The sequence below is a fragment of the Vibrio sp. KUL78 genome (assembly GCF_059725505.1).
Genome location: NZ_AP045838.1, coordinates 1,959,368 through 1,975,939 on the forward strand (window position 1 = coordinate 1,959,368; position 16,572 = coordinate 1,975,939).

The window sequence follows — 16,572 nt, forward strand, 5'->3', positions numbered from 1 at the left end:
AGATCTACAAAAAGGGAAATTATGTTCAAGCGCAGTATTAAATGGATACTTCCTTTCGCCATCCTCGGTGTCGCTGGTGGGGGCTACATGTTGGTTCAAGAAACCGCTCCGGAGGTTGAAGAGCAAAAAGAACTCGATACCACCCCGCGTGTTAAGACGCAGATCATGCAGGCAGAAGCTCACCAGGTTCAGATCTCAAGCTTTGGTGAAGTGGTGCCTTTGGAGCGCACAGCGCTTTCAACACAGGTGTCTGGTGAAGTGACGAGTTGGCACCCTAACTTTGTTTCTGGCGGTGTTGTAAAACGTGGCGAGGTGCTATTTACCATCGAAAAGGATGACTACCAAGCGGCTGTACTTCAAGCTGAGGCTGAGTTAGCGCAGGCACAGGCCACTTTGATTGAAGAGCGCGCCAAAGCGAACGTGGCAGAGCGTCAGGCGAAGAAAATCAAAGATACTCAGGTCTCTGATCTTTATCTACGAATTCCACAAGTTCTTAGCGCAGAAGCCAGAGTCAAATCTGCGCAGGCAGGGCTGAGACGAGCAAAGCGTGATTTGGAAAATACCGAGGTTGTCGCCCCGTATGACGCGCTAGTGGTCTCTCGCAATATAGGTGTGGGTCAATATATTACGGCGGGTTCGCAAGTCGCTGACATCAATAACATTGAGTATGCAGAGGTCATGGTGCCCATTGCTGGCTTTGATGCGCCTTTCTTACCGCGCGACATTGTTGGTGTTAAGGCAGAGATCATTTCTAAAGGTCGGGTTGAAACGGTACGAGATGGGCAGATTGTTCGTGATTTGGGCGTAGTAGATAGTGCGACACGCATGGCGAATATGGTGATTCGTATTGCGGATCCTTATGGGCTGAAAACGAGCGTTACTCCACTTCCATTTGGTTCCTATGTAGAGGTTCGCTTCAATGGTAAAGAGGTTGCGAATCTATTCAAAGTTCCCCAAGAGTTGGTGGTCGACGAGCGTGTCTGGGTGGTTGATCAAGAAGACAAACTCGTTCCAAAAGCCGTTCATGTACTGCGCGAAGAGCAAGCCAATTTCTTCATTGATTCAGGCATCGAAAATGGTGATGAGGTGGTGCTAACTGTGCCTGAGTTCCCACAAATTGGTATGACAGTGATTCGTTCTAACGATGAAGTAGAGGCAATCGCGCAGCAAGGAGAAGCCAGTGAGTAACAAAGCTCAACGCGGCATTATCGCCTTATTTGCCAATAACTCAGTCGCCGCCAACTTGCTGATGGCGTTTGTGCTGATCATGGGTACGGTGAGTTACTTCTTGATCCAAAGACAGATGTTCCCAAATTTTGAAATTAACTACATCAGTGTGACGGCATCCTACCCAGGAGTATCAGCGCAAGAGATTGAAGAAACCATACTGATTAAAGTGGAAGAGTCGTTAAAAGACGTCACCGAAATCAAAAAAGCCGTCACCGACGCGTATCGTGGCGGTGGGCAGGTAACGCTCGAAATAGATACGAAAGCCAACCTGATGGAAGTGTTGGATAAAGTAAAACAGCGGGTCGATGCGATCGCGAGTTTTCCTAAGGCGATGGAGCCTATCAAGGTTACCCAGATAGAGTTCAAGCAAGACGTTATTGGTATGGTGCTATCTGGGAATACGTCCTTGATGGAGCTCAAGACCATATCAAAGCAGATAGAAAAAGAGCTGTTGCAGCTCAATGATGTGTCTCTGGTAGAAGTAAGCTCACCACCCGATGAGATCGGCATCGAGATTCATCCCGATGAGCTTCGAACCTATGATTTAACCCTTGATGATGTCGTCGCTGCGATTCAAAAATATTCCGCTAACTTCTCTGCAGGTCAGGTGCGAACCAGTACGGGCTTGGTCTCTATTCGCATCGAGAATCAGTACTATGATGGTTACGAGTTCAGGCAGATTCCCGTTAAGTTAGGGGCGAATGGCTCCAAGGTACTTCTTGGCGATATTGCGACCATCAAAGATGCGTTTACAGAGGGGCAGCACTACTTCAAGTTCTCAGGCGAAAATGGCATTTACCTCACGGTAAAGGCGACCAAAACGCAGAACATGGTCCCAGTAGCCGAAACAGTGCAACGCTATATTGAAGCGAGAAACCAAACGCTTCCACATGGCGTGCAAATCCATACGCTGATGGACATGACGTATTACCTGAATGCCCGTCTCGATATGATGCTAAAGAATCTGTTGCAAGGTGCAGTGCTTGTAGCTGTGTTGCTGACTATCTTCTTGCGCTTCCGCCTAGCCATGTGGGTAATGGTGGGGCTGCCAGTGTGTTTTCTCGGCGCGGTAATGTTGATGCCGTTGTTCGATGTCAGTATTAACATCATCACTCTGTTTGCTTTCATTATGGTGCTCGGGATCGTGGTCGACGACGCCATAGTGATAGGAGAAAGTGTCTATACCGAAGTCGAGAAGAGTGGTGGGGGCGTAACGAATGTCGTGCGTGGCGCGCAAAGAGTAGCGACACCTGCGACCTTTGGTGTATTAACCACAATAGCGGTGTTCGTGCCATTCTTGTTTTCCACTGGACCCGAAAAAGCCTTCTTCTATGGGCTGTCTATCGTAGTGATCTTCTGTTTGATATTCAGTCTTATTGAATCCAAGCTGATTTTGCCCGCTCACCTTGCGCACACCAAGTTTACTCCGGTCAAAGAGAACAGTTATCGGGCACGTTTCAACCGCGCTTTCTTCCGACTGATTAATGGACCATACAAACGCTTGGTGAGCCGTTGCGTTGAATGGCGTTGGTCAGTGATGGCGGGGTTTGTCGGTATATTGCTGGTAAGTGTTGCCATGATGACCTCGGGGCATGTTCGTATGATTCCGAGCCCGAAGGTTCCTTCTGATTTTCCAATCATCAAAATAGAGATGAACAGTAACGTCTCCGATGAGCAGACGATTGATGCGCTTTTAACTCTAGAAAAAGTAGTCAGCTCTGTTGATAAAGAGGTTGAAGAAGAATACGGCATGCCGGTCATCAGAGATATGATGACGATTAATACAAGCCGCACAGAAGGTATGTTGATCTTACCTCTAGTGGATGAAGAAGTTCGCCCTGTCGATGCGTTTGAGCTGTCGCGGCGTTGGCGTGAAGAACTGCCTACTATTGTTGGCCTTAAGTCGATCGTTATCAATGACAATGTGACCGGAGGTGATGGGGGCGATGAATTTGGTTATCTGCTGTATGGTCCAGACATGGATGTGCTCAACGCGGCAGGCAGGGAGTTGGTTTCACAGCTTCGTTTACAAACGGGTCTATTTGATGTCAGCTCATCTATGGACACTGGCAGTCGTGAGGTGCAACTTTCTCTCAAACCTGTTGCTTACGACCTCGGGCTAGATTTAGCTAGTGTGGCCGCGCAAGTCGGGGGAAGCTTCTACGGCGGTGAGGCGCAACGTGTATTGAGAAATACCGAAGAAGTGAGAGTCATGGTGCGTTATCCAAAGCTCACTCGTGAGGCATTCTCATCACTGCGTTATGCACTAATTAATACACCATCTGGCAAGAAGGTGATGCTGGGAGATGTCGTCGATATCAAGAGTAAGCCAGGTATTAACCAGATCCGACGTGAGAATGGTTTCCGGACAGTTTATATCTATGGTTCTATTGATGAGTCGGTGATAGAGCCGGACCAAGCGGTCAAAAACATTGAAGACAATGTGCTGCCAGAGATCAAAGCGCTGTTCCCAGGCGTAACGACAGAGCTTGGTGGTACCATTGAAGAGCAGCAAAAGCAGAAGGCGGAGCAAATTGTTTTCTTTATTGCTGGCATGATAACGGTCTACATTCTGCTTGCAGTGCCGCTTAAGAGCTACGCTCAGCCGTTCATTATTATGTCTGTGATTCCGTTCAGTTTAACGGGCGCTATTTGGGGCCATTATTTCTATGGCTTGGATATGTCGATGATGTCGACGTTTGGTTTAATCGCGGCGGCAGGGGTTGTTATCAATGATTCCCTAGTAATGACCGATTATGTAAACCAAATCAAAGCGCGTTGCGATTGCGCTAAAACTGCTGTGGTTGAAGCAGGATGCGCGCGTTTCCGGGCGATTACTCTCACTTCAATCACCACGTTCTTCGGCGTGTTGCCAATTATGTTCGAGACCAGCTTACAAGCCGCATTCGTTAAACCAATGGCTGTCGCTCTTGGATTTGCGGTGATGTACGCCACGGTGGTTACCCTTATCGCCGTGCCTTGTTTGTATGTGATGCTAGAGGATATCGGCAAGGTATTTACCAAACTTAAGCACCTATACTTCCCAGCTAAAAGTGGTCTACCTGAAAACTCTCCATCTAGCTGATTGCCCGCAATAAACCCCACCGAGCACAAAAATTGTCGCTCGGTGAGGACTTTCCTCCACGCCTTTATTATCAACGCATGCAGCGCCAACTATTCGAAAGTTGAATATTACCCGCTTTGAGTCATTTCTAGTAACCCCCTAAAGTCAGCGCAAGAAAACAACGTCAATACACATGGCAACTTGACCATAGGCTTTAATGACCACGGATGACCTAATTAAACGGACTTTTCTTGATTAGGTAATATCATGAAAAAAACGATACTTGGTATGGCGCTTTGTGCGCTGACTGCAGGCGCCTTCGCGTCAAACTCAACTCAAGCTGACGCAGAGGATATCAACTACGGCGATCCTACTGCTTCATTCTCTACGCTTGGTGTATCTCGCTCTGGTGACGCGACTCAGCTTAATGGCATGCTGGGTATGGGTAACAACATCTTCCAATTGGATCTTGGTGTTGCGGACAAGAAAACAGCCGACGGCAAAATTGACTATAACTACCGTGGCCGCTATTTCCATGTTACTGATGGGCTGGGCTTTAGCGTAGATGTGCTAGGAAATCGCAATAGTACAACAGCATTAGCTGGGATGATCTATAAGTTCCAGATTACTGATAACGTAATGCTTTTCCCTATGCTTTCCGTAGGTCGAACGTCTGCGGATGAAGCGGGTAAAGAGACGTTTAAGTCAACGGTATATCAAGCTGGTCTGTACGGAATGTATGCTTTTGATGCTGGTCACTGGCTCTATGCCAACCCTAAGTCTACGTACGTCCAACAGGCGAAAGAGTGGGTACCTCAAGTAGAAGTTGGTGGTGGCTATATGCTTACAGACGTGGTCTCAGTGGGTTTTAAAGTCGAACATACAGCTGAAACTAAGTACATGAAGAAAGACACTACAGGTTGGCTGCAAGCTAACTACTACTTCTAATGAGGTGAGATCTTGGAAGACACACTAGAAATCGTCTCGATGTGTGTCATGGATGATCGCAGTTTTATTATGGCTTATGTGATTGGCGCTGCCTCGATGTGGTTGTGGTTCGAGTTTCGCAGACTAGGACCTAAAGCGAGGCGCAATGCTCACGAGGCTGAGCAAGAATCAAGTAAAACAACGGCTCCCTAGGGAGCCGTTTTTAGTAGATAAAAGTTTCTGATTAGCAGAATACGTTGGATTCAAAGCGATCCGAGATTCGAATCATATCGATAGCTCCAATGTACTGACTTGCATCCGTGTAACCGCCGCGCATCTCATAGGCTGTTAGCTTTAAAGGTGCACTGCTTAGGATGGGCTGACCCGGCGTTCGAGTAAACTCAGCAACTTGCTCACAAGCATGAGTCAAGGTTACTGTCGTTCCATCAGAGCGAAGCATGAGTTCATGAAAATCAGCATCTTTTATGTTGGTGAACAGTTTACGTTGGTGCCGTTCAAAGGTTGCCATAAAGACATCATCAATGATTTCCAGGTGCAAGCCCAAACCGTCATCATTCCATAGTGAAAGAATGGATCCTTCCTCTCCAGTGGCTCTAATCTGGATCGTGAACTCGTCTCCTAAAGGACGTGATTCAAAATCGCTATACTGATCGGTTTGCAAGCGGGGTTGGCCTTCCATCTGACCTTGGTCGTCCATAAAAGGCACCAACTTGATCGCATTCTCAAGGCGTCCTGACACAGATACCTCTGCATTTTTAGCCTCGAGAGCAGTCAGCATTCTGTCACCGCTGTCTATTGGATACAGCTTGCTGTTGTATTCGCTGTAATCAACGTAGCAGTAGTCTGATAGCTCGCAATCTTCAGTGGAAGACAGTGTCCAAAAGCCTCGCGTGTTGGCGTCGACCGGAATCGGGTTGTCCCTATACTCGGTTTCGTTACATCCAGCGAGAAGCATTATAGACAGTACACTTAGTGCAATAGTGTTCTTTTTCATCGTATGTGCTCCTTAAAAACCGCGACTTTCACGTGTGGTTAATGTCACTCGATCGATGAGCTGACCATTCATATTGCGCGTTTGCACTTCCATTTGCTCGCCTTGGATATGCAGCGTTGTGTAGGTATGAACATTCTCGTCGTAAAGCACATCAGCAAAAGGCACAATGCCTCCAAAGTCGGCATCGTAGAACTTCATCGAAGCCGAGCCTGCGATGAGATAGGTTGCACCTGATGGGTTTGGTCTGTCGCCTGCCATAGTGACACTGCGCGAGTACATGTGGTCGTGCCCGGCAACAACTAGGTCGATGCCCGCTCTGTCGACAGCAGATGGCACATAGCGTTTCGACCATTCGTTGCCTGAATCTTTGTTGCCCTCGTAAGGTGGACGGTGCAACATCAGAACTTTCCAAGTTTGATCTGAAGAGGCCATATCGTCTTCAAGCCAGTTCATCATGTTCTGCCACTCTTCATCGGTGAACAGTTCTGTGTTGACGACAGCGATGCGCGCATTACCGTAATCAAAGCTGTACACAGATTGTTTGTTCGGAGCTTCGAATGGACCATTAGCTGGCGATTTGAAGATAGACTCGTACTTGTATCGACCTTCGTTGTAGACTTCATGGTTACCCATGGTCGGAACAAACATCACCGAGCTAAATCGGCCTTGTCCTTCCAGTGCCTCTAAGAATTGACGTACCAACTGGTAATCACTCATATCCTCGGTAAGGTCGCCGACGTGCATGATGAGATCAGGGTTTGGAAGCTGAGCGCTCATCTTGTCAAAGATTTCGCTGACCAACGGCGAACCGTGGTTCTCGTTGTAATCATTGGTTGTTTGAGTGTCACCAAACAGATGAATACGAACCTCATCATCCTGACGGTCGGTGCGGAACGTGAAGGTTTCACTGCGAGCAAAGTCATTGGCAACGTAATAGCTGTATTCCGTGTTCGGCTCCAATCCAGTAAAGGTAGCGTGATGCACGCGAACAACGCCGGATTCTGGACCATAGAAGAACGGCAGTATCTCCGATTCGGTCATCGACGCGTGCTGATTAGGGTTACCATTCTTGCCGTAGTAAGCATAAGTTGCATCCATCGCTGTATCGGTAAACCATGTCACCTGTACTTCACTCGAATCAACGCCTGGTGTAAAGAACACATGGCGAGGCGCTGTACTAAGCTGTTCCGTCAGAGACATAACCGTCGACATCAACGATGCGCCGTCGTGATCATAAGCGCGAAGAATGAGCTCAACACTAGAGTCGTCTTCATCTCTTGGTAGATAGCGAACCAAGCCATAGTCATCGGTTGTGCCGATAGCTTCGGTGCCGATCACTTCATCGTTCGCAACGTCATAGTAGACTCGCTCAACATCGACGCCCGGTGCGGCTTCACCATTGGCATCGGCAATGAAGATGCGCGTTTGTTGATTGGCAATGACATGATCTTGCATGACAACGAATTTGCCGCCGATGTCTTTCTTCAATACTGGATAGTTGAAGTCTTTGCCATCTAGCTCACCACTGACAACCAGTGATGCCGCACTATTTTGCACGTATCCATCAACAGTAAGCTCTATCTGCGCTAAGGTATGTACGTTCTCAGAGAAGCCGCTGAATGTGCCTTGCCAGAAACCTGGATACTCAGTGACATTGTCGAACTCCATATCTTCCGCGAGTACGTTAAGTGACGTTTTAGTTGTGTCGTAGTTCAGCGTTAATGTGAAGTTTCGGAATGTCTCTGGCTTCACCACTTCCACTGGTAGGTTAAAGGTACCGCCTGCAAAAATAACGTCATGCTCGCCACCAATAAAGATGCGAGAATCACCGGTGTCTACGTTGAATAGCGTGTCGCCTGCCGAAGCATTGCCAAGTTTATCGAACACTCGATAGTCAATGCGTTGCCAGCCATCATCAAGGTTATTTAGCTCGACCCAGAAAGCGTCTTCACCGTTGTTTTGGATCTCCGCATCACTTATTGGTTCGCCATTCAGTGAAAGTTCAATATGGTCGAAGTCTACACCTGATGGGTCAAAGACTTGCAGACGAAGCGTGGTGTTTTTGCTGTTGATGGTTTCGTTTTCAGCCGGAGTCACGATGACTGATGGACCCGCTAGGTCAGTATCGAGATCGTAAATGGCAGTAAAGTTGTCCAATACAACGCTTGTGTCAATTCGCTCAGCCGTCTGAAGCACTAGGAATCGGAATGGTTGATCGAACGTCAATGGCTCAGGTAAACCTTGTGGGATATCTGCGGTCATAAAGTGCCAACCGCGGTTTGGCAGTGCTTCACCCTCGTTGTTGTAGTTGATGCCGACAGCAGCGCCCTCACCGTCACGAAGTTGACCGCGTACCCACCAGACTTTCCCTGCTAACTCTTCGGGAATATAAACATTCACACCAAGTTGACGAGGGTAGCCTGGCAGTTCAGTAATTTTATGCTCATCGACAAGGTAGGCACCAAAGGTTCCTGGCTGCGCTGGATCAGCTTCCCATGATAGTTCTAGAGAATAGTCACCATCAAACACAGGCGAATCTACTTGATCAATCTCAACCAATCGAGCGCGAGCACCTGTTGCGGTGAAATGAGAAATATCGCCCTCAAAGTCCTCAATCACTATCGGAGGTAGACCTATGTTAATGTCAATGCTCGCAGATAGCGTTTCGTCACCATTTTGGTAGATAACGTCTACGGAGACTTCGCCACCTTGAACATTGGCTGCGTAGAAGATTCCCGTTTCAGGATCGATTCGACCACTGTGAGTATTGCTAAGCTCATAATGAAGGGACGCTGGCTCATAAGTCACGACCTTGTCACCAGAAATGAGTGTTGGAAGTATTGGTGTTGATTCACCACGACCTAGCGTTAGTTTGTCGCTACCAAAATACATTTCATCAATGTGAGTGACGACGCTAACTTTCGCTACGCCTTTAACGTGATCTTGGTTTTGAGGATTCTCACCTAGGTTTGCAACGATAAAGCCTTCAGCTTCGCTTGACGCCGCTTTAAATGCACCGGAGCGGACATCAATCAGACCAATAGCAGAATCGTTGATACCGAACTCAACAGACTCACCAGACTCATGAAGTGAGTCACCGTCATAGCCTACGGCTTTGAAGCGGCGGTAAGTTGTGCCCGCTAGAATTGTCATCTCTTTCGGGAAAACGGCGATACCGTCGTTATAAGAGGCTTTTAAAGGGTCGAGCTTTAAGCCCCACTTAGAGGCAACTACACGCTCCAAACCATCTGATGGTACGTTGATAACGTGATTGTATCGTTCTCCAGGCATACGCATGGTCATGGTGGTGGAACCACCGCCATCGAGGTTTACCGCATCGACAGCGCCGTACGCTTGCATAATCTGACCAAGCTTTTTCAGCGTGATGCCATCACTAAATGTACCAATTGGTTTGTCAGCGACTAAGAAAAAACCCGTACCATCTGCTTTGATACCAAAGGCGGTACGCCCACTGATGGCTTCTTCGTTGTTATCGGTGTGCAATTGGCCATCTTTAACCAACATGACATTTCTAAAGCCAGCTCCGAGTGCATGTTTTACGTCTGTCCAACGCGGATCTTCGGTGTTGAATGCAGTAGAGATGTGGTCGCCAACAAACAGCTGTTCTTCTTCTGTTGTTACCAAGACATGACCTGAAGGCACGGTATAGTTACGCTCACCACTGACTACTTCAATAATCTCGCCTTCGAACGGTGCGAACTGCGCGATAGCTGAACCATCATCTTTAGCAGTAATCGATACATCGTTGATTTGGGGCTTAACCAAAGCTCCATAGCTTTGCGTTAGGTCGACGGTGCCACGATAACGATCACCCGGATAAACGTTTAAGCTACCGTTATCCTGACTATAACTGTGGTTGGTATAGCCTTCTTTATCGAAATAGAAGACGTTGGAGACAAGACCTTGATATTGCTTATTGATACCCCATGTCAGTTCAAACTCGGGAGTGTTTTCCCAAATTTCCAGTGAATCATCGTGATTAACAATAATCACCGCCTCACTGGATACATTCCAACCGGTAAAGTTTTGGCCATCCATCGTGACAACGCCTAGGTTCCAACCGTTGACCATGTTGTATGGGTCTGCGTTGATGGCGCCAATGATATTGTCGCCTTGGTCAATTCGGTAGTTCACGGAATCTGTGGTCGTTTCCATGCTGAACTGACCGGTAGAGCGTTCGATGGGCACCAGTTCGATTCCTGAGCCATTTCGAAAATCCATCGTCATGATGGCAGAGTCACGTGTGTGATTTAGCAGTCCGCGAGTCAGTGTTAGGTCGTCGTTAACGTGATACTCGTGGTAGTCGGTAATTTCTGTTGGCTCTTGCTCATTAGGATGGGCGGTAACGTCCATGACACGGGGAGGAATGGCTGGTTTGATTCTATCGACTAAGTCACTCGGTACCTCAATAATGTTAGGTACGAAGTCTTCTCGACCTGGTGTGCCATCGACATAATCACGGTCTTCGGTATTGGTGTTACAACCCACCAAAAGCGCCGAGACCAAACTGATCGAAAGCATACTCCTCATTGGAGGAGTATGTGGTAATAACGACATTAAGTTACTCTCTACATTGAAAAAATTGCGTTGGAGAGTAATGTCCATTAATGACAGTTTTTTAGAGCTTATGTGTCGGTTTTATTTCACAGCAACAGGCCCAGTGTTTCTCAGCTTTCTACTTGCCACGTTGTAACCCACTGTAAAGTAAAACAATAACAAGTTACTTAGGTATAGACCAGATGGGTGTGTGGTGAAATATAGCCTTACATTCAATAACTATTGCTTTCAGATGATTCTAGTGAACAAACGACTCTTGAGTGAATCGTTTGTAATTGAGATCAGTTGAGATGTGTTAAAGATCGCTGAAATTGTTTGGGTGTCTGCCCAAACTCACTTTTGAACAAACGAATAAAGTGCGAGATGTTGTCGTAGCCCGTTTCATAGGCAGCGTCGGTCACGGACATCGAGGTTAAGTGTCGCTTTGCCGCCTTTAAGCGCAGCTGCGTTAAGTACGGTTTTGGATTCTGTTCCGTCATCAATTTGAACTTCTGTGAGAAACTGGAAAGCGACAACCCCACCTCTTCTGCGACTTGAGACAAGGATAGCTGCATGCCTTCTTGTGAACTCATAAGACGAATTGCACGCTTAATAGGGTGTGATTGATTGCCGTTGATGATGCTGTGACAGGCGTTTTTTCGAAGTAGCTCAAACACTAACTCTTGCCCCGTGAGTTCAATCAGAAAGTCCATTCCAGCTTCTTGCTCACGCAGAATTTCTTGCATTCTCTCATGCAGGGCGTCAACCCGCTTCTCAATGGGATTAACGACAAAGCTCTGTGGATCTAACGATTGTGCGGTGTCGAACTCTAGGCAGTCAGAAACTCGCTGTGCGACCTTCTCGATGAGCGGTTCATTGAACTCGTACACCAAGGCTTTGGTGTATTCCGGCATCTTCATGTGAATGTTTGAATTCGGTGGCAATAAGACGAACTCATCACTTTGATAATCAAATGCCTCAGATTGGTTAACTCTGACCGATTTGGTGCCCTCTAGGATGGTGCACAGGCGAGGGGCTTCATAGGAGCGATATTCGTCGTGAAAGTCTTTCGGTAGATCGTAATAGAGTAAATTGATCTGACCTGCGTTCAACGCATACTCTCGCTCTGCGATGCGACTAAAGTTGCTTAACGTGTGCATGAGTGGCGTTTTACTCCTATTACGGTGATGAATCCCATAATAGACAGGAGAAAATAGCACGACATTGATCTGTGCTAGTTAAACCCTCGCCATTTATAAAACAAAACTGCAGGCAAACGTTTGACCTGCAGTTTTGGGATTTTACTCGAAAATAGAGTTTTCTAAATGCTTTATAGAGCCGCGGCTAGAATGCCAACAATCTCGTCATGGGTTGCTTGTTTCGGGTTAGTGAAACCACACGCATCTTTCAGTGCGTTTTCTGCAAGTACGTCGAAATCGTCGCGCTTAACACCAAGCTCTTCTAGACCAGCTGGAATGTTTACGTCTTTAGATAGCTGGCGGATAGCATCTAAACCTGCGTTTGCAGCTTGCTCATCGCTCATGCCAGTTGTGTCGACGCCCATCGCGCGAGCCACGTCAGCTAGGCGTGCTGGTGCAACTTGTGCGTTGTACTGTTGAACGTGTGGAAGCAGTACTGCATTACAAACACCGTGTGGCAGGTCGTAGAAACCACCCAACTGGTGAGCGATAGCGTGAACATAACCAAGTGAGGCATTGTTAAACGCCATACCCGCCATAAACTGCGCGTACGCCATGTTGTCACGTGCTTCAAGGTTGTCGCCGTTTGCTACCGCTTCACGCAGGTTAGCTTGAATCATTTCAATAGCTTTGATTGCGGATGCATCGGTAACAGGTGTTGCTGCGATAGACACGTACGCTTCGATAGCGTGAGTCAGTGCGTCCATACCGGTTGCTGCTGTGAGTGAAGCTGGTTTCGCTAGCATTAGCTCTGGGTCATTCACTGAGATAATTGGCGTGACGTTTTTGTCCACGATAGCCATCTTAATGTGACGAGCTTCGTCAGTGATGATGCAGAAGCGAGTCATCTCAGATGCTGTACCCGCCGTGGTATTGATAGCAATAAGAGGAAGTTGAGGCTTTTTGGAAACATCCACGCCTTCGTAATCTTTGATTTCGCCGCCGTTTGTTGCAAGAAGCGCAATGCCTTTTGCACAGTCGTGTGGTGAACCGCCGCCGAATGAGATAACGCAATCACAACCATGCTCTTTCAGTAGAGCAAGACCGTCGTTCACGTTCTCGATGGTTGGGTTTGGTTTCGTTTCGTCATAAACCACAGCAGCAACCTGTGCTTCATCCAATAGCGTTGTTAGCTTGTTGACTGCACCAATTTTGTTTAGAACGCCGTCTGTCACAATCAGGGCTTTTTGGAAACCGTGGCTTTCAATCGTTTTCACAGCGTCAGCTAGACAACCAGCACCCATAAGGTTCAAAGATGGAATATAGAATGCGTTAGACATGTTCTACCTCGTTTAACTTTTAAAAATTATCAATTTGGGACCTTTGCGTAGGTCTTACTTTATCTTCTGAAATCAGGTTAACAGTGGTCGCAATGCTCAAACTAGCGCTGGTTTTATAGAAATAGTCGATTTTTTAAATCGCTAGGACAATGTGATGTAGGTCGTTAATATTTATTTCCGTGGGGGACAAAAAAGGTCTCGATGATTGAGACCTTATTCTGATTTATATGCTTGAGTCGCTAGAACGGATGATCGACCATGATCCAAAAGTTGGTACTCTCAGGTGATTTCGCCAAATCTGCACGCACCACCAAGCCTGCCATTAGTGCTCGAACTGAGCCCCCGGCATCATATTTAAGATCAGTAAGCAGTTCATTCGCGGTATAAGACGACCCAACTCGACCGACTTCTACAAAGCCTACGAGTTGTATCCAGTCTACACGCAGGAAGTTTAGCCATGACACATTCTTAAGTGGGTTATAGGCAAGGGTGTAACGATATTCTGCTGCGCCATAGAGCACGGCCTTATCGTGGAAACGGTTGTTGTCGTAGCCTCTCAAGCGGGTGAAGCCGCCAAGTGTAGCGCCTTCGTTATAAGGTGGATTGCCTTCCACACGACGGTTGCCTTGAGCGTCAGTGTTCACTTCCCAAGTCGGCGACACACCTGTCCATAAGTTTAACGCAATAACGCGCTGGGAAGCCCAGTCAGACTTACCAAGAGAGAAGTACTTGCTCATGTCTAACTCATGGAAAGACCATTGCTTTTTAGACTCAAACCAGCCCCAGTCGTGAGAGGTGGCGACATACTGTCGACTACCATACGAGGGGTTGGGTGCGAAATCGGTATTATCGTAAAGCAGGCCGAACTCCATGGCGTGAATGGTGCCATCAAGCTTACCTTCGTTAAACTCGAACGACTGATATCGGTTGAACTGACGCGCTACGAATATCGTTGAACCACTTTCCAGCGGGTTCCATTCTTTACCGCCAGAAGGCTCAGAAACGAGCAAGCCGTTACGAATTTTATAGTCTACACGACCGTCATTTCTAGTCGTACCAATTGGTAGCACATACTCCATTTTTATGTCGAACCAGTTAGAGGCGCCATCGGCTTGGAAAAACTGGGTGTTGGATGATTCATTACTGCCTGGTAAGGGTGAGCCAGGGGGGTAAGTCTCTGGGCCCGTTGTGTAGGCGCGTTGCTGAGGGTAGTAACCAAACATACCATAAGCACTTAAAAATACCCGCTCGGTTCCCGGAATCATGTAGTTCCATACACCGCCAGCGATAGCATGACTGGTTTCACCACCAAACACGGTTCCGCCTATGGTCATCTGATCTTGGTGGATACCTTTGATCATACCGCCCACACCGACGTTTAACCCCATGGTCTCCGTGCTAAACAAGTAAGGGAGAACCATAGATTCACGGATCTGGTCGGGTGTTTCTTGACGGTCAATGCGTGATTTGACATTAGTAGGGGTCGCTGCCTCAACCACGGATGTGGCTATAGAACAAGTCAAAGCAGTAACAACCGCTAAACCTCTGCGAAAGCTCATAAGAAGACGACTTCCTTGTACTTATGATTGTAATTATCTCTATAGCCTAGCGTTATTCTTGTCGCGAGAAAATAATTAATAGTGACTTTGTTGGTTTTTTGGTGAGAGATTTACAAAAGATGGTGTTTTGTTCGTCAGATACAGAAAACCCAAGCGGGAGGCTTGGGTTTTACGACTTAGATTTTGCAATTTAGCCTAAAGTACTTTTTTCAAATACTCGAGTGCACCAACAACCGCTGCTACTTGAGCATCATTACACTCTTTGTCCGTGACTTTAGGGCTGTCTGGGTAGACTTCAGTCGTGGTTGAGTATTCACAGTCAGTCATACCCGTGCATAAACTAAGCTTTTTGAGAGGGTAATTGATCACACCATGCTGTACCACATCAGAGCCGATGATCTTGCCCTTGCTGTCGGCCGGGGCGATGTGCGTAACCTTCTCGACATAACCAATGATGGTTTTTTGGAAAGCTTCAGCAGGCTTTTCAGTATTACCCACTAGATAGAAGCCGTCGGGCACATTGTCTTCGATGTAATCAAGACCATCACGGGCTGCAAGGGCTGGGCGGAACTCGCTCTCATCAGTGTCTGTGGTTTCATGAAGATCGACGTGAGCCCAAACCTCAGTGTCTAACGACTCAACGAATGCCATCACATTGGCAGACTCTTCCGCGGGTGAATCTCTATAGAACGAGCGGTTTGGGTCGACTGCGTTAGGGTTCCAGCGGTTGATGGTCTCGTAACCCCAAGGGCTCACACAAGGTGCAACGACGATGTTGAAAATATCTTCATAGCTGTGGATGTTCTCTTTGGCGAACTGAAGCGCACCGTGAACGCCCGACGTCTCGTAGCCATGAACACCACCAGTAACCAATATGGTAGGCTTTTTCGGATCCCAAGTCTTAGTCTTCAACGCGAACAACGGAAAACGCTGTTCGTCGTATGACAGTGCACCGTACTGAACGACCTCAAGCGTATCGCGAAGTGCATCGATCTTTGGCAGTACGTCTTCACTGTAGAGTCGTTTTACCGAAGTCGATTCGAGCCATTGTTGTACTTCTTTGTCTGCCCATTTTTGACCGGGTGTGCCAATTGGGTATTGAAAGCTATTTTGCATGGTTTCCATTCTCAACATCTAATGTGCGAGAAAGCATAGCTTTGAAGAGAGTGAGTAGCAATCGAAGACAGGTGAAGATTGTGACAAAATTTTGGAGGAGCAGAGAAGTCCTCCAAAATAGTGATTATTTAAGCGACAGCTTCACGAGTATTCGCAATTGCTTGGAGCAGGGTTTCGGAAAGATTGGCTTTTTTGTTGGTGCCAAAATTGAACATGACGATAGTTGCATGACCAATTGTCGTCACTTTCTGCAGTTTCTTACTGACGATCTGATATTCCATTGTGAAACGATCATCTTTCACATCCGTAATTCGTGAGCCAACCAAAAGAGTGTCGGGGTAGGTGACCGGAAGTTTATAGCGACAATACGTATCACCAAGGACGGGACCAATATTGGTGACAGCCATATCTTCCATTAGATGGATGTGGCTGAAATAGTCGAGTCGAGCGGTTTCAAAGTATCGAAAGTAAACCGCGTTGTTCACGTGATTGAGGGCATCCATCTCTCCCCAAGCCACCGGTATTTCGGTGACGACTGGGAAGCCTTCTAAGAACTGTTCCATATTGTAGTTAATCCTTCTTAAGTGGGGTTTTTACTCTATTTGAGAATTAACAATGTTGCAAC

General features: G+C 47.2%; 11 protein-coding genes. 4 read left to right on the top strand and 7 right to left on the bottom strand.

Annotation, left to right across the window (positions count from 1 at the left end; genetic code table 11):
* Positions 1-18: 18 nt before the first annotated feature.
* The 4 genes from AC6I8Y_RS25170 (at position 19) to AC6I8Y_RS25185 (ending at position 5,434) form a co-directional block, all read left to right on the top strand.
* Positions 19-1,188, top strand: coding sequence for an efflux RND transporter periplasmic adaptor subunit (locus tag AC6I8Y_RS25170; protein WP_498023125.1), 1,170 nt, complete (start codon positions 19-21; stop codon positions 1,186-1,188).
* A complete protein-coding gene (locus tag AC6I8Y_RS25175) occupies positions 1,181-4,315 on the top strand; it encodes an efflux RND transporter permease subunit (RefSeq protein ID WP_498022203.1) in 3,135 nt (1,044 codons plus the stop codon). Before AC6I8Y_RS25170 ends, AC6I8Y_RS25175 begins: the two co-directional genes overlap by 8 nt.
* Before the next feature lie 246 nt (positions 4,316-4,561).
* Positions 4,562-5,242: a hypothetical protein gene (locus AC6I8Y_RS25180; protein WP_498022205.1), complete on the top strand. Its 681-nt coding sequence runs from the start codon at positions 4,562-4,564 to the stop codon at positions 5,240-5,242.
* Between the two features lie 12 nt (positions 5,243-5,254).
* Positions 5,255-5,434: a hypothetical protein gene (locus AC6I8Y_RS25185; protein WP_498022207.1), complete on the top strand. Its 180-nt coding sequence runs from the start codon at positions 5,255-5,257 to the stop codon at positions 5,432-5,434.
* A 31-nt stretch (positions 5,435-5,465) separates the two neighbouring features.
* On the opposite strand, the gene AC6I8Y_RS25190 is transcribed toward AC6I8Y_RS25185, so the two are convergent.
* From AC6I8Y_RS25190 to AC6I8Y_RS25220, 7 genes are all read right to left on the bottom strand, one after another.
* The gene (locus AC6I8Y_RS25190; RefSeq protein ID WP_498022209.1) at positions 5,466-6,236 is read right to left on the bottom strand and encodes a hypothetical protein; all 771 of its coding nucleotides are present in this window, start codon (positions 6,234-6,236) and stop codon (positions 5,466-5,468) included.
* Positions 6,237-6,248: 12 nt separating this feature from the next.
* Positions 6,249-10,778, bottom strand: coding sequence for a phosphodiester glycosidase family protein (locus AC6I8Y_RS25195; protein WP_498022211.1), 4,530 nt, complete (start codon positions 10,776-10,778; stop codon positions 6,249-6,251).
* Positions 10,779-11,095: 317 nt separating this feature from the next.
* Positions 11,096-11,953 carry a helix-turn-helix domain-containing protein gene (locus AC6I8Y_RS25200; RefSeq protein WP_498022213.1) on the bottom strand — a complete coding sequence of 286 codons (858 nt, stop codon included), beginning with the start codon at positions 11,951-11,953 and terminating at the stop codon, positions 11,096-11,098.
* 170 nt (positions 11,954-12,123) lie between these two features.
* On the bottom strand, positions 12,124-13,272 hold the full coding sequence (gene yiaY / locus AC6I8Y_RS25205; RefSeq protein ID WP_394150241.1) for an L-threonine dehydrogenase: 1,149 nt from the start codon (positions 13,270-13,272) through the stop codon (positions 12,124-12,126).
* Positions 13,273-13,511: 239 nt separating this feature from the next.
* Positions 13,512-14,831, bottom strand: coding sequence for a BamA/TamA family outer membrane protein (locus AC6I8Y_RS25210; protein ID WP_498022215.1), 1,320 nt, complete (start codon positions 14,829-14,831; stop codon positions 13,512-13,514).
* 195 nt (positions 14,832-15,026) lie between these two features.
* Positions 15,027-15,947, bottom strand: coding sequence for a M14 family metallopeptidase (locus AC6I8Y_RS25215; RefSeq protein WP_498023127.1), 921 nt, complete (start codon positions 15,945-15,947; stop codon positions 15,027-15,029).
* A gap of 128 nt (positions 15,948-16,075) precedes the next feature.
* Positions 16,076-16,510 carry an acyl-CoA thioesterase gene (locus tag AC6I8Y_RS25220; RefSeq protein WP_394150243.1) on the bottom strand — a complete coding sequence of 145 codons (435 nt, stop codon included), beginning with the start codon at positions 16,508-16,510 and terminating at the stop codon, positions 16,076-16,078.
* Between the last annotated feature and the right edge of the window lie 62 nt (positions 16,511-16,572).